12 protein-coding genes are annotated in these 15,104 nt (G+C 53.4%); 2 read left to right on the top strand and 10 right to left on the bottom strand.

Annotated features, from left to right (window positions below; all coding sequences use genetic code 11):
* Positions 1–69: 69 nt before the first annotated feature.
* Positions 70–1,527: a glycosyltransferase gene (locus tag C5Y83_RS26275; RefSeq protein ID WP_158262530.1), complete on the bottom strand. Its 1,458-nt coding sequence runs from the start codon at positions 1,525–1,527 to the stop codon at positions 70–72.
* Between the two features lie 256 nt (positions 1,528–1,783).
* Positions 1,784–2,920, bottom strand: coding sequence for an aminotransferase class V-fold PLP-dependent enzyme (locus C5Y83_RS26270; protein WP_158262529.1), 1,137 nt, complete (start codon positions 2,918–2,920; stop codon positions 1,784–1,786).
* 119 nt (positions 2,921–3,039) lie between these two features.
* On the opposite strand from C5Y83_RS26270, the gene C5Y83_RS26265 reads away from it, so the two are divergent.
* Positions 3,040–3,564, top strand: coding sequence for a DUF1801 domain-containing protein (locus tag C5Y83_RS26265; RefSeq protein WP_199195141.1), 525 nt, complete (start codon positions 3,040–3,042; stop codon positions 3,562–3,564).
* A gap of 85 nt (positions 3,565–3,649) precedes the next feature.
* Here the strand turns inward: C5Y83_RS26265 and argJ are convergent, their stop codons facing one another.
* The 7 genes from argJ to C5Y83_RS26230 all read right to left on the bottom strand — a co-directional run bounded on the left by argJ (position 3,650) and on the right by C5Y83_RS26230 (position 12,213).
* A complete protein-coding gene (gene argJ, locus C5Y83_RS26260) occupies positions 3,650–4,843 on the bottom strand; it encodes a bifunctional glutamate N-acetyltransferase/amino-acid acetyltransferase ArgJ (protein WP_105332760.1) in 1,194 nt (397 codons plus the stop codon).
* Positions 4,844–4,868: 25 nt separating this feature from the next.
* Entirely contained in the window at positions 4,869–5,882 is a 1,014-nt protein-coding gene (gene argC / locus C5Y83_RS26255) for an N-acetyl-gamma-glutamyl-phosphate reductase (protein ID WP_105332759.1), read from the bottom strand.
* Positions 5,883–6,077: 195 nt separating this feature from the next.
* Positions 6,078–6,728, bottom strand: a complete 651-nt coding sequence (locus C5Y83_RS26250) for an NUDIX hydrolase (RefSeq protein WP_158262528.1) — start codon at positions 6,726–6,728, stop codon at positions 6,078–6,080.
* Complete coding sequence (locus C5Y83_RS30215) at positions 6,712–7,188, bottom strand: DUF6798 domain-containing protein (protein ID WP_409994602.1); 477 nt, start codon at positions 7,186–7,188, stop codon at positions 6,712–6,714. Before C5Y83_RS30215 ends, C5Y83_RS26250 begins: the two co-directional genes overlap by 17 nt.
* Positions 7,189–8,362: 1,174 nt before the next feature.
* Positions 8,363–9,250 carry an SMP-30/gluconolactonase/LRE family protein gene (locus C5Y83_RS26240; RefSeq protein WP_105332756.1) on the bottom strand — a complete coding sequence of 296 codons (888 nt, stop codon included), beginning with the start codon at positions 9,248–9,250 and terminating at the stop codon, positions 8,363–8,365.
* Between the two features lie 61 nt (positions 9,251–9,311).
* Positions 9,312–10,193: an alpha/beta hydrolase gene (locus tag C5Y83_RS26235; protein WP_105332755.1), complete on the bottom strand. Its 882-nt coding sequence runs from the start codon at positions 10,191–10,193 to the stop codon at positions 9,312–9,314.
* Between the two features lie 100 nt (positions 10,194–10,293).
* Positions 10,294–12,213 (bottom strand): M28 family peptidase, encoded by a 1,920-nt coding sequence (locus C5Y83_RS26230; RefSeq protein WP_105332754.1) that lies wholly within the window; start codon positions 12,211–12,213, stop codon positions 10,294–10,296.
* Positions 12,214–12,481: 268 nt separating this feature from the next.
* Between C5Y83_RS26230 and C5Y83_RS26225 the strand changes: the two genes are divergently transcribed.
* Positions 12,482–13,957, top strand: coding sequence for a sulfatase (locus tag C5Y83_RS26225; protein WP_105332753.1), 1,476 nt, complete (start codon positions 12,482–12,484; stop codon positions 13,955–13,957).
* A gap of 15 nt (positions 13,958–13,972) precedes the next feature.
* Here C5Y83_RS26225 and C5Y83_RS26220 read toward each other — a convergent pair whose 3' ends face one another.
* Positions 13,973–15,097, bottom strand: a complete 1,125-nt coding sequence (locus C5Y83_RS26220; protein WP_105332752.1) for a hypothetical protein — start codon at positions 15,095–15,097, stop codon at positions 13,973–13,975.
* Between the last annotated feature and the right edge of the window lie 7 nt (positions 15,098–15,104).

Raw genomic sequence — 15,104 nt, 5'->3', positions numbered from 1 at the left:
GACCCAAGAAGACAAGAAAATAAAGAAGGACCACGGTGATACGTGATCCTTCTTTTTTTGTGTCTCGAACTAACCCGCCTTGCTGGAAGTCGCTTTCCGCAGCTTGGGGCCACTCAGAAGCGAGCGACTCAAATCGTCTGGCTCGCTGTTATTAGGCTCACGCTGTTTCCAAACCTGTAAGATCTCACGTGCCGGCTCGACTTCGCCCAGGGCAACGAGTGTCGTAGCGTACCAGCGAAGACAAAGCGTCTCGCGGGAACCTTGTCGGTAAGCCGCTTCCAGGTAGGGTCGAGCACCAACCCAGTTCTGCTGTGAGGCTAACGCTGCCCCACGCACCGCACTTCGCAACGATTCTAGCTTAGGGTAATCGGTCGGTAGTCGTTCCAGTTCGGCCAAGGCCTCTTGGCGTCGACCATGTTTCACGTGCATTTCGATCACTTGTCGTCGAAGACGAACTGAGTGCGGGCAGTCCTTCAGTGCTTGCACTAGGATCTCTTCCGCTTCTTCTTCCTTGCCACTGGCATGCGTGGTGATTGCCAGACAGGAAACGGCGATCTCGTCGATATCATCAATGTGCCACGATTCGAGATTGATTTGACCATACTTGTAGGCGGTCTCGAACGAACGTCGAGCGAGTTCCAAGTGCCCCTTCGTCTGTAAGTAGCCACCAACGGCACACAACAGCTGGGCATCCAGCGGAAAGATTTCGAGGGCTGTCATGCAGGTTTGAATCTGCAGATCGAGCGAATCTTTCTGACCATCCAGAGCGGTAAGAATTCCGTAGAAGGCTTCCAGCATTTCTGCGGAACCATGGTCGGCCAGGCGGCAAGCTTGCTCGAAGAAGATCAAAGCATTCTGCTGATCGTTCAGTGTCTGCACGGCGTCCGCCATGCAAATCATCAGCCGCGCGCTGGGCGACGACTCTTTCATTTCGAGTTCAACGAGTTTGGCGTCTCGGCCTGCCCGCTTCGATTTCCAGCTTGGATCGCTTTCAATCGTGTTTCGCTGAATCAAGAACGGAACCGCTTCAATTCCCATGCCGCATTCCGCCAAGGCTGGAATCAACGATTCCCGAACGCGACCTTCGTAGCGGATACCTGGGTGATTGGGGTGCAGGCGAACCTGGCCAATCTGTTCGCTGCCAATTGTGCCGGGAGCTTGCGGTGCTCGCACCAAAAGCACGTAGGCAGTCATGATATCGACCTGAGAGTTGACGAATTCACGCAAGCGAGCCGAGTCTTCCTCGCTCATCGTTTCGCCTGGATCGAGCCACAAAATCCACTCGCCGGTGACGTGGGCCAAGGCTGCGTTGCGTGCTTCGCTAAACGAATCTTGCCACGCGTGAGGCACCACCGTTGCTTTAAACGCTTCGGCCACCGGTGCGATGGCTTTTGAATCGCCGATGTTCAATAAAACAATTTCATCAACGATCGGCTGCACGCTGGTGAGTGTTTCGCGGATCAGATCCGATTCCTCGTTGACAACAAGGACGGCGGTCAGTTTGCGGTTCCGGGCTTCCTTGGTCATTGCAGACGAATACCTCAGGGACATAGCAGTTGCGGAGACGTGGCGTGCATGTGGGGTTCTATCGGCTCAGCGGGGTTGACCAAGCCATTATTCCGCGGCTCTATTTCATGCCGTGGCGAGAGTGTATCGATAGTGACCACCTGCGCAAAGGCGGATTTGTGCTAGCAACGGCTTGCCGCGGAGCATAACCCGAAGAAATCTGCCGCCATTCTTTTGAGCTAGTTCCCTTCCCACCGCTAGTGAAGCAGCCAATCACTTAGCCGATCTCTTGCAGCGCGTTAAGCAGTGTTTGAATGTCCTTTTCGGTCGTGTACGCATGCGCCGACACACGTAGGAACGTTCGATTCTGCCAACGAATCACGGGGATTTCGATCTTAAATTGATCGTATAGTCGCAGCTTCAGGGCATCGGCGTCGGTCCATCTCGCCGTGACATCGATCAAACCCATTTGGAAAAAAAAGGCATCGGGATGAACACGTTCCATTCCATCCATCTGCGAAGCAAGTTCGACCGCTGATCGCACCAAGTCACGCGATCGCTGCCGGACCTTGGGCGTGATGAACTCCGTCTGCCAAGCAATTGCTGATGGAACGGCCAAGTAAGCTGCCGGATCGTAGGTGCCAAGCCACTCGTGATTCTCGACAAATTCATTTTCCCGATGAAACGTCTTATCAGGTCCCCATCCCCATCCAACAACCAGCGGATCGATCATCGCTTGTCGGTCTTCCCGTACGTAGAAGATTCCTGATCCCTTGGGGGCACACATCCACTTGTGACACGTGGCCGTATAGAAGTCGGCACCTATCTCACCCAGGTGCACTTCGATTTGGCCAGGTGCGTGCGCCCCATCGATCATCGTCAAAATTCCCGCTTGCCGCGCACGTTCGCAAATCTTGGCAACCGGCAACGTCAGAGCGGTGGCAGAGGTGATTTGACTGATGAAGATGAGCTTCGTTTTCGCATTCACTCCTTGCCAAAAAGCATCCACGATTTGCTCGTCCGATTCCACGGGCAGAGGTATCGCTTGCTCAACAACACGAAAGCCTTTTTTCTGAGCCGCAAATTGAAACGCGAAGCGGCATGCTCCGTACTCGTGATCGGTGATGAGGACTTCGTCACCTTCACCTAGCGGCAGACAACGGGCGATTGTATTCGCAGCGAATGTCGGGTTGGCAACAAAAACCAGCTCGCCAGGCTTCGCTCCGAGATAGTCACCAACTGATTTCCTGGCGTCTGCCAAGAGACCAGGTAGCTCGCGTTGAATGAATCGGACTGGCTGCCGCTCAAGTTCGCGCTGCCAACGCTGATATTCTTCGAACACTGGTCGCGGGCAGGCTCCAAACGAGCCATGATTCAAAAATGTGACATCAGGATCGAGAAGAAATTCAGACATAAACGGGCGCACCATCAAATCAAATTCACGACAAAGTTGCAGAATTTCAGTTCGCTATTCAAGCTACAACCACACCTTATTCCTTCTTGCTAGATACGGGGAGAGGGGGTTAATTGGACGTGCATAAATTGACCACACTACTAGAATACGGGCACAGCCATCCCGAAGGACTTACGCGCCGAGAACCTTTGAGCAGGAGAATACTCTTGAAACGCTTCCAAGATGCCAACGTCCGCGAAGTTTTCAACGCGTATCCAAAACCAATTCGCGCTAAGATGATGATTCTCCGCCAACTTATCTTTGATGTTGCGGCATCCACCGAGGGCGTCGGGCCAATACAGGAGACACTCAAGTGGGGTGAGCCTGCTTACATCACCGAGAAAACGAAAAGCGGTACGACGATTCGCATCGATAGCAAAAAGGCGAATCCCACCCAATATGCCATATACTTTCATTGCCAGACCAATCTGATCGAGACGTTTCGCAAGCAGTTTCCAGAGCAGTTCCAGTTCGAAGGAAATCGAGCAATTGTCTTCGATGTAAGTGATGAGATCCCCACTCAGTCTTTGGCTGAATGCATTGGTGCCGCGTTGACTTACCATCTTTCAAAAAGTTCGAAGAAGACAGCTAAACAAGTCAGATAGTGCTGAGCAACCAAGAAACAATTCAAGGGCGAGTAGCCACCCGCCCTTGAATTGTGATTTCGCTGAATTGTTCTAACTAAATTCGTTAGGTGCGATACTCAGAGTTGAATTTCACGTATTCCACGGTCAGGTCACTCGACCAGTAGCGAACCTTCGTATCGCCTTCGGTGAATTTGAGAGTCACGTCAGTTTCAAAGCTATCTTTGATCGACTGGCTCACCGTCTTTTCGTCGAACTTCACTGGCGTACCTTGGCGATACAATAGATGCCCATTGACGATCAGTTCCATTCCCATCGGATCAAAAGAAACCCCTGAGTAACCAGCTGCCGAGACGATTCGTCCCCAGTTGGGGTCACCGCCGGTGATGGCCGTCTTAACCAACGCACTATCGGCAACCGTCTTGGCAATTCGAAACGCGTCGTCGCGGTTCTTACAACCTTCGATGTTGATTTCAATCACGTGCGTTGAACCCTCGCCATCCGCTGGAATCTGCTTGGCCAGGTCCTCGCATAGTTGATGCAGTTCCGCTCGGAACTTATCGAGCGATTCACCTGAAAGTTCGCCAGCTCCTGACTTGCCGCTGGCCAACATCAGTAGCGTATCGTTCGTACTACGGTGACCATCGACCGTAATACAATTGAACGTATCGTTGGTCACATCGGTCAAAAGCTGTTTGGCTTGAACCGGGTTCAGCTTGGCATCGGTCAATACAACCGCCAGCATGGTGGCCATATTCGGAGCAATCATCCCGGCCCCTTTGCACATGCCAATCAGCTTAACGGTCTTGCCATTAATCTCGCATTCGCGGGCCGCGACCTTCTTACCTTTGTCGGTTGTCATGATGCCCCGAGCGGCCGCTTCAAAGTTGCTTTCGTCGGTGCCTAACCGCTGGAAAACTTCGTCCAAGCCTGGTCGAATCTTCTCCATCGGCAAATGATGACCGATAATTCCGGTCGACATGGTCAACACTTGATCGGCACTCACGCCAACCTTGTTGGCAACAATTCCGGCAAGTTCGGCGTTGTCTTTATCGCCTTGTTCGCCCGTGCAAGCATTGGCATTGCCAGAATTGGTGATGACCGCGCGGATCTTATCGGAAGGGGTGCGGGCTCGATCCCAGACAACTGGCGCCGCTACGACCAAGTTCGTCGTATAAACGCCAGCGGCAACGGTGTCCTGATCGCAGACGATCAGCGACAAGTCTTCCTTGTTCGGGTTTCGCTTCACACCAGAGTGAAAGCCACCCATCTTAAATCCAGCAGGAATTGGCGAAGTCATCCTCTGTTCTTCCTTCATCATCCGATTAAAGCAAAGCAGTCGTTTCGGCGAACCCGTACATCAAATTGAAGTTCTGAACCGCAGCACCTGAGGCACCTTTAATGAGATTGTCGATACACGAAATGGTAATCACGCGATCCTTTACGCGACGGACCGTGATGTCGCAAAAATTCGTTCCGGCGACATGCTTGGTCGCGGGCAGGTCGCTACGGACACGCACGAACGGTTCGTTCTGATAAGTTTCCTCCAGCAGACCGAGCAATTCCTTCTCGGATGCATCTTTCTCCGGAATCGCATAACAAGTACTCAAGATACCACGATCCATTGGCACCAAGTGCGGAGTGAAGATCACCGTCGCCTGGTGGCCGGAATAGACGCTCAAGTTTTGTTCAATCTCAGGCATATGCCGGTGCGTGCCGACTCCGTATGCAGAGAAACTTTCGTTGCATTCCGGGTAAAGGGTTCCCATCTTAGGCGTCCGCCCTGCCCCGCTTACGCCACTTTTGCAGTCCGCGATAATTCCATCGGGTCGAATGAAACCATTCTTCAGAAGTGGCGCCAGCGAAAGCGAAATACCCGTTGGGTAACAACCAGGGTTAGCTACAAGTTGGGCTTCCGCGATCCCTTCACGAAATAGCTCTGGCAAACCGTAGACGGTTGTCTTCATTCGTTCGGCATCGGGGTGATCGGCGCCATACCACTGACTGTAAACGTCCGGATCGTTGAGTCGATAGTCCGCACTCAAGTCGACCACCTTCATGCCGGCATCCAGGATTTCTGGAATCACCGAGGCCGACGCGGCGTGGGGAAGACAACCAAACACGCAATCGCAGTTCTCCGCTAACTCTTTCGCGCCCCAATTCTCGAGATGCAAGTCGAGCACCTTGTGAAATTGAGGATGGATCGAGCTAACGTGCGGGCGATCTTCGCTGCGGGTCGTCAGCGCGGTGACTTCAACCTGGGGATGACGAACCAGGATCTTCAACAGTTCGAGCGCGGTGTAGCCCGTCGCTCCCATAATTCCGACACGTACCGTCATGCCTTGATAACCTAAATTATTCTCGCCTTCGTTTTGCGTACCGATTGCTTAGTATAAGGAACCACACGACGGCGACCATAGGGAGGGGTCACCCACAAGTGTGGTACTCGGAGCAATCGAAACAATTCGAGCTTTGTTTTTCCGGTAGATAAAGCGTGTGTCCGCAGACATGGCGGGCACAAAATCGGGTCGCGATTATTCGGCCGAAGTGAGAGCTTGCCCCAATTCGACCAACATACGCAAAGTCGCACCCCACACGCGCTGTCCGTCGACACTCAAATGAGGGGCGGAAAACTGAACGCGGCGGCGAGTGACTTGATGCATGCCGAAGTTCCTGGGGTCCATGAGTTGGCTAACCGGTAAATAAAGAAGGGCCGCGACCTCTTTAGGGTCGGGATTCCATATCGGCAAAGAGGCTTCCAGGGCAACAAAGGTTCGCACCGTATGATTACTAGCCCAAACATTGGTGGCAGGAAGCTCTCCCACGACCAAATCCGGGGAAACCAAGTGCCCCGTTTCTTCGCGGAATTCTCGCAACGCTGCAGCCAAAGCCGATTCGCCGGGTTCGCAGCGACCACCTGGCAGAGCAATTTCTCCCGCATGGACACCTTCGGTCTCGGCTCGGATCATGAGAGGAATCGTCCAGGTTCCTGACGAGTCGGGATAGATCAGTACCAAGTTGGCCGCTTGGCGTGCCCGTGGATAGGCGTGTCCCGTATGTCGACCATACGAAAGATTCGGGGCTGTATGCCGCAAGTGTGGAAAGTGAGCCAGTGACAAGCCGAGAACTTGCCGCAGATGGACTGCCCATTTACGTTCCGAAATGTCGTTAAGGCGTGACTTCATAGACTTCGTAGTTGGCATCGTCTTCCGGATTAGCGGGATAGATGCGAGGAAAACTCCACTCGACCGGCACCTGGTCACGGCGGGCAATCACTTGATCGACGACCACATATTTCACGCCATACTTCTTAGCCAGTTTGTGAACATTGGCTTCGGTCAGACCGGCGAGGCTTAACGTCTGCCGGTTGTGAATCGATTGCCACTGCACATCACCGCGACGTCGTCGCCAATCGAGCAAATTCAGGTCGTCTTGCGGGACATCTTTGGTGGTCACGACTTCGGCTCGCTGAGCGTACCATTTAAATGTCGACTGCATACGAGGTGTTAAGAAGATGGCATCCGTTGGTGTGTTATCGCGAACCCAATAGCAGGTCGTTTGCCACGCGACCGGATCACTAACCAACGTCCCTACATCCGCAGGGCTGGCTGGCGCCGTCCAGCGATCAGCAATTCGGACGAACATACCGACTGCCACAAACAACGACGCTGCGACCAGTCCGACTCGTGCGGCACTTCGATATTTCTCGCCATGCAGCTGATACAAAGCCAAGAGATTGATCGACAAGCCAATCGGAACCATCACATCGGCGATTCGGTACCAATACAATCGCAAGAGCTTGGCGGCTGCCAAGAAATCTTGCAGTACGAATGCGAAGAACTGATCGATCGCGATGCCAATCAGCACTAACACGACACTTCCCAAGACAATGCCGTTCAAAATGCGGGCTTTGGCATGATTTCGCAGTAGCCAAGCCGTAACACCCCAGGCAATCGCGGCGGCAGCAAATCGAAGCTTGAACCCCAGCTGAAACGTATGAACGACCAAATGGTGGTTAAGCCGCTCGAACACATAGTAGTAGCTCGCCCATGCGCTGTCTTCGGGCGCGACACCTCGATTCAATAGCAGCAGAGGGACAACGCCGATCAATGCAATGGCACCTCCGGCAAATAAGCCGGGCAAGATCGAGACCAACGATGGTCGCTGTTTGGGGCAAACGAACCAGCAGAACATCAAACACACCACCATCCATCCGCCAACCAATACATGAAACGCACTGGCAACGCCCAGCAAGATCCAAGCTCGATTCCAGCGACCAGAGAGGGCATCGCCAATTCCCCAGAACGCAAACGTGTAGGCAAAGCACTTCGCTTCAACCCCACCGATCAACCATTCGCCGGCCATGTGGAGATAATGAACACCAGCCAATCCCATGGCCATGCCCAGCAGCCCAGCCCATGGCAAATCAGTAATCAGCACAATCATTCGTCGCCAAGTGATGGCAATCGCGATCCAGCAGATTAGTCGACCAATCCAAGCCGCGACCGGAAAAGAGACCAACGTGGTGATCCAGCCGAAACTCCAATAGAAGACACCATGGGCATCGCCGGAATTTAAGAAGTGATCCTCGGGACACCAGTTGGGATTCCAGTAGTGTCGAGCTTTCGCCAGATAGTGGGCTTCGTTGGCTTCCGGAGTAAGAGGGCCTACGTACAGGAAGAACAGCAATACGATCGCCGCAATCTCGATCCACATCCGCCAATCCGCCGCAGGTGCTTCGGCCACTTCGTGCGGCTGAGAGGTCGTCGAATCGTTCATGGACTGCTTTATTGCGATTGGCAAGGATCAAAGAGAAACGTTAGTTACTCTTTACTTTACCATATCGTAACCCGGTCGCTTGGGTCGTGCGGCGATAAATCGCCCCGCCGCAAGTTAGATAGAGCGTGTCGAGCTCCGGCCCGCCAAACACGACGTTCGTGGTAAAAGCTTTGGCTGGTTTGGCGATCACTCCGCTGATCCTGGCAGTGGAATCGAACATCTGGAGCCCGAGATCGGTCGTGACGTACAACCGCCCGGCCGAGTCGATTGTCATGCCATCTCCCTTGCTCGGGGCATCCTTGTCCCGAACTCGACACTGGTAAACAGGGGCACCATACGTCAGCGATCCATCTTCCTCGACCCGAAAGGCAATCAAGTTTTGCCCGGCCGAGTCAGACACAACGAGGGTTCCTTCGTGTGGCCAAAGAATGATCCCGTTCGGAGCAGAAATCCCTTTGGCAACCACCTGTTTCTCGCCGCCGGGACGAATGAGCCATACCTGGTGCCCTGGTGTATCGGTGCAGTAGATGTTGCCGTTGCTGGCAACTACCAGGTCGTTTGCTCCTAAGTCGTCGGCGATCACATCGACCTTGCCATCATCCTGGAAAGCCACAATTCGGCGATTGGAATACTGGCTGCCATAGAGCCGTCCATCGGGACCGAACATCAATCCACTGGTTCCCCCTTGCCCCTCCGAGAACTTGGTAATCTGCTTGGACGCGTGATCGATCTTTAGGACAAGCTGCTCCTTCACATCGGTGAAATAGACGTTACCCGCCGCATCGACCGCAGGGCCGTCGGTAAAGGTGTAACCATCCCCGACCAATTCCCAGCCTTGTCCTTTGATGAGGACATCACTAAGGGGCATATCTTGAGCAACGAGAGCAGAGGGAAGCAAAGCGAGTATTGCTACGGCAAGATGGCGCATTTCAAAGTTCCAACGGCAAGGACGGGGTGAAGCAATCGATTGATTCGGAGAGGCAAGCTCGTTAGTTCTGGCTTACCACATCACTCCACAACCAACGCATGGTATCAGGGAAGATCGACCCGCCATGGTTCCCGCTATGCTTTCCTTCACCGTAAACGAATTTGTAGTCGTAGTCGGAGAACTTCAGTGCGGCCGCCATTTGCTGATTGGCCAGGGGCCAGTTGCCGTGCAGATTATCAAGGTCGTTCTTGCCATCTTGCAGGAACACTTTGATTGGCTTGCGTTCCGTCTTGCGGATCAAGGCCGGATAAACATGACCGCCGCGAATGTTGGTAAAGCTACCGATGTGGCTGACCACTTTTCCAAATGAATCGGGGCGTTCCCAAGCAGCCGTGAACGCACAGATGCCGCCGGAACTGTTGCCGCAGATCGCGCGATGCTTGGGATCGCTCCTAATATCGTACTGTTTGCCGACGTCGGCCAAAATCTCTTCGAGCAGGAATCGGACATATTGATCGCTCAACGTGTCGTACTCGAAACTGCGATTCCTACGCGGGTTCTGTCCTTGTTTCGTGGCAGGCACAACACCTGGGTTGATAAACACGCCAATCGTGACGGGCATTTCACCTGAGTGAATCAGGTTATCGAAGACAATCGGAACCCGGGTATGCCCCTTTTCGTTCACAAACCCACCACCATCCTGAAACACCATCAAGCAAGCAGGTTCCCCCTTCTTGTATTGCTGCGGGACGTAGACCCAGTAGTCGCGAACGGTACCAGGGTAGATCTCGCTGTTGTCCCACACATGTTTCGTGACAGTGCCTTCGGGTACACCATCTTTACGTTTTGCGTCTGGGCCGGGAACGTATTGTTCGTCTTGGGCAATCGCAACCGAAGAAAGCAGGCAGAGGCAAAGCGTCAAAGCAGCCAGAACGCGTACCATGAGTGGGCTCACTTTATGGGAGGGAGGGAACATGATGAAAAGGAAAGCAGGTGTGAACTGCTCAGCCTAATCGGTTCCCAGCCGCCGCTCAAGTCGGGCCCTATTTGGGGAATTCCACCTCGATTGTTATTTCCTCCTCCCCACGAAGGAGCTTCAGGGGGATTTTCTTTCCAGGTTCAACCGCTTCAATTGCCTGGCGAAGATCACGAATCGTCTTCATCGGTTTGTCCGCCCAGGAAACCAGGGTGTCGCCCTGCTTAATGCCAGAGTTCTCGGCGATACTTCCCACAACGATCCCCGTGATTGGCATCCCAATTTCGTCGTAGTCGCCTAAAGCGACGCCGAGGGTGCGACGTTTCTGTGGCGAGTTCGGACCATCTGGTCCACCACCGAAGATCTTTTCAAGCAGCGATTCCTCGGCATTGGGGACCGGCGTGATTGGTTCGGTCGCAAGGTGTTGAAGTAGCAACATGTTCATGCCCACCACTCGGCCGATTCCGGCGACATTGATGTGCTCGATGTCGTCGCTTGGGCGATGATACTGAGAATGAAAGCCCGTGAAATCGTGCATCACAGGAATCCCACGGCCATAGAACGACGCGTGATCACTTGGGCCGCGTCCACCTTTGACTTTATCGATCTCGATTCCAAACTTTGGAGCGGCTTGGTCGAGCCAAGCTTCGAATTGCTCGGCAGTGTTGTAACCGTACACGGTTAAGGTTTCATTCCTTAACCGGCCGACCATATCGAAGTTCAGCATCGCTACAGTCTTCTCCAGGTCGAACAGCGGATGACGAACGTAATACTCGCTACCGAGCAGTCCCTGTTCCTCGGCGGCAAACGCAATAAAGAGAATCGTTCGTCGGTTGGCAATGTCCCACGCCGCACATTGCCGTGCAGTTTCCAGGAGGGCCGTCGTACCAGAAGCGTTATCGTCCGCGCCGTTATGAATATCGCGAGTCCAAGGTGCCAACGAGCCCGCTCCGCCACGGCCGATATGATCGTAGTGTGCGCCTACGACGACAACCTCCGAAGCCAAATTTCCTTTACCCGGCAGGACGCCCAGCACATTCTTTTCGACCCGTTCCGAGGCAGCGATCTCAACCTCGCCTTTAGCGCGGATACCTGGAAAGTCGAATGAGCTCGATTTCAGATTAACGTCGACGGTTGCTTCCCACTCCGCCAAAGATGGCTTGCCGGCCTCCTTCAATAATTGGTCGATGAGAGTTCGTTTGACATGGAACACGGGAAGCTGCGGCTCGAATTCTTTCGGCATTCGAATTTGAAAATCGAGAAGATTGTCTTCTCCTTTTGCTCGTTCAACGGCGACTTCGTCGGAAACAATTAGAACGGCCTGCGCACCATGATCGACGGCGTTTTGAATCTTGGTCGAAAGATAGGCAGACGTCGAATTGCCTGGCCCAGCGAACTTTCCCGTTTTGCCTGACTGATCGGGCTCATGCCGCAGAATGACGACCGCTTTTCCGTTGGCATCGAAATTAGCATAGTCATCGTACTCGTCTTTTTCCGAACTGATCCCGTAGCCGACCATCGCTAACGGCAAATCGAATTGGCCGCTTGTGCTCGGCGAGAGGGGACGGTAATCGCTTACTGACATTCCATCCATCGCTTTCTCATCGATGGTAAAGGTCAGCTCATTCTTTTCGCCTAAATCGTAGAACTTGCGTGTCGAGAAGATCTGATAGGGCTCGTTCCTGATTAGGTTCGTCTTCAGTCCGGCCGCGGCGAACTGATCAGCGATGTATTCTGCGGCGGCTTGTTGGCCGAGCGTATATGAACCACGCCCTTCTCGTTCGTCCGAGGCCAGAAAGTTCAGGTCTTCCGCGATTCGTGATTTAACCTGCTCGCTGGAGAATTCCTCGGAGCTGTTTTTCGCCGACGACTCCTCCGCGTTTGCGACATCCGTCGTTTCCGCTGGAGGTTGGGCTTTCGTAAGCGTGGAAAGACTTAAGAGGAATAGAAAGGAAAGAACCGTTAGAAACGAGGAGAACGACTTCAAAGATTCGCTCCTTTTATAAAGAAGCCACAAACAACCGTGGCAGACTCAATGGACAAGATCGGCTCGAACTCAAGATTCGTACTGTCATGATACGCCGTTGAACCTTCGCGGACACCCCTGTGGGGTGCTCGATTCGTGTAAGTTGCCCTACAAGTTCGCCAATCAAGGGAGTCCCTGGAAGAAAGCTCGATCGTCGCCTCGGGATGGGTTAGAATCTTAGCAGCCCTTTTCTTTCCCTTGCATTGATCCCACCGAAAAGAATTCCCTCATGCAACGTTCACTCCTTGTGGCTCTCGCATTCGTTCTTTGCCTGCCGATACTTGCTGCTGCCAAGGACGCGAAGAAGCCAAATATCTTGTTCATCTCGATCGACGACCAAAATGACTGGATCGGCTGCCTAGGTGGACACCCCCAAGCCAAGACACCGAATATCGATCAAATCGCCTCCCAGGGAACGGTCTTTCTCAACGCCCACTGTCAGGCTCCCCTCTGCAACCCTTCCCGCACGAGCTTGATGACCGGACGTCGCCCATCGTCGACGGGGATTTACGGTTTGTCTCCCTGGTTTCGTGATGTGCCGGAACTGGCGGATATTGTCACGCTACCGCAGTTTCTCCACGCTCACGGTTACACCAACTACTCGACCGGCAAGATCTATCACGGTGGCTACGGCCGTAAAAAGACCGATACCGAGTTCCAGTTTTTAGGTCCACCGGCTGGCGTCGGTGTACGTCCGAAAGAGAAGCTTGTGAACACGCCGGCGGCGCACCCGTTGGTCGACTGGGGAACGTTTCCTCACAAAGACGAAGACAAAGGGGATTACCACGTCGCTTCATGGGCAGTCAAAACACTTAATGAGAAACCGAAGGAACCGTTTTGCCTTTCGGTTGGCTTCTTCTTGCCGCACGTTCCGTGCTATGCAACTCAGAAGTGGTTTGACTTGTATCCCGAAGATGAAGTCCAAGTCCCAGAGATCATTGCTGACGATCGAGCCGATACGCCGCGTTTCAGTTGGTATCTGCATTGGAAGCTACCGGAGCCTCGCCTGAAGTTTCTAAAGGAAGCCAACCAATGGAAGAACCTGACGCGCAGTTACTTGGCCTGCACCAGCTTTGTTGATGCTCAAATCGGCCGTGTGATGGCCGCGCTGCAGGAAAACGGATACGCCGACAATACGATCGTCGTCCTCTGGTCAGACCATGGTTGGCATATCGGTGAAAAGGAAATCACCGGCAAGAACACGCTGTGGGACGACGGAACACGCGTTCCTTTGATCTTCGCTGGCCCTGGAATCACCGCTGGTCAGGTTTGTACCCAGCCTGCCGAGCTTCTCGACATCTACCCCACGCTCAGCGAGTTGGCCGGGATGGAAGTACCGGAAACACTCGAAGGACATTCGCTTGTTCCACAGCTAGTTGACGCCAAGACGGAACGGCAATGGCCTGCGATCACCACCCACAACCACGACAATCACGGGATCCGCACCGAACGTTGGCGATTTATTCATTATGCCGATGGTTCGCAGGAACTGTACGATATGCAAGCTGATCCCAACGAGTGGAAGAACTTAGCGGGTGAGTCGCAGTATGATCCAATCATCAAAAAGCTTGCCCAGTTCCTACCCCCGAAAAGCAAGATGCCGGCCCCAGGCAGTAAGCATCGCGTGTTGACCTACACCGATGGAATTGCGATCTGGGAAGGGGAAAAAATCAAAGAAGGCCAGCCAATCCCTGAGATCGACTGATCGAGAAGGAGTGGGTTATTCCCACTCCTTTTTCCACTCCGGTTCCTCGCAAGCTTCTTCTGCGGAACCAAATTCAGGCCACCCATATTTCATCGACCAAATAACCCATCGTCCATCGAGTTCGCGAAGACCGTACGTGATAACGGTCTCGCGATTCTCGGCTGGGTCTTCCGCATCGGGCATCGAGTGCTCGATGCCGCGGGCGACGACGCAAGCGCGTCGTCCTTCTTCCCACCAGGAATCAATCTGGCGAATGTAATACCAGCTTCCAAGGTTTTCATCGAGGCAACTTTCCTCGATTTCTTCTTCGGTGATATCCTCACGATCGTCTAGTTGCGGCGAAGCTGTTCGCACTTTATGCCAATCGTGTTGCAGCATACCGGTGTGATAGTCTTCGATCGGCCTGAGCAGTTCGGCCGGTGCATCGGTCGGACCGATCTGAAACGGTGGCTTGTCGGGTGGTTCATAGTTAAGAGGATCGAGCTCGGCTGATTCCGCGGGAATTTGCTCGTAGAAAAATTCGCTGCTCTCCGAATCCTCCTCTTCATCGTCATCGTCTTCGTCGCTTTCTTCCGCTCGATTGTCCCAATAATGAGAGTACCCTTCCCACCAAGCGCGATATTGTTGGTTCCACTTTTCTAACGTCAGTGGCTTGCCGCCTGAAATTGGCTGGATTGCATCGCACGTAATGAAGATGTTTTCTTCAAGCGATTCCTCGTCGTAGTTAGCGAACGACAAGTTAATCGCCACATGCAGTGGGGAGTCGATATCTCCTTCGACTTGGTAGATCCAACGCCGATACGATGCGGTTTCCCACTCGTATTGAGCGGTACGCGAGTTCAAATAGAGAAACGCTTTGGACGATTGACCATCCCAATTCGCGGGATCTGCCTTGGCAAAATGGGCCTCGAAATCGATTTCGGAGGGGCGAACCGAATCGTCCCCTGGCGAATAGTAGAACGCGAACTGCGAAACATTCAAAAATCGCAATTCCACTGCGGAGTCAATTTCCTCGGAATCGTCGACGGAGCTGCGGAGGCAATCAAAGAAGATTCGCAGGGTGCGATCAGTGGCTTTCCACTGTAGCCCTTCCAGGGACGCCTCGTGTAGGAGATCGGGGATGCCTTGGAATTCGTCCACAATGACT

It is taken from the genome of Blastopirellula marina, assembly GCF_002967765.1.
GTDB lineage: Bacteria > Planctomycetota > Planctomycetia > Pirellulales > Pirellulaceae > Bremerella > Bremerella marina_A.
The sequence above is the reverse complement of the archived record's forward strand: the minus strand, read 5'-3'. Positions and strand labels throughout refer to the sequence as shown.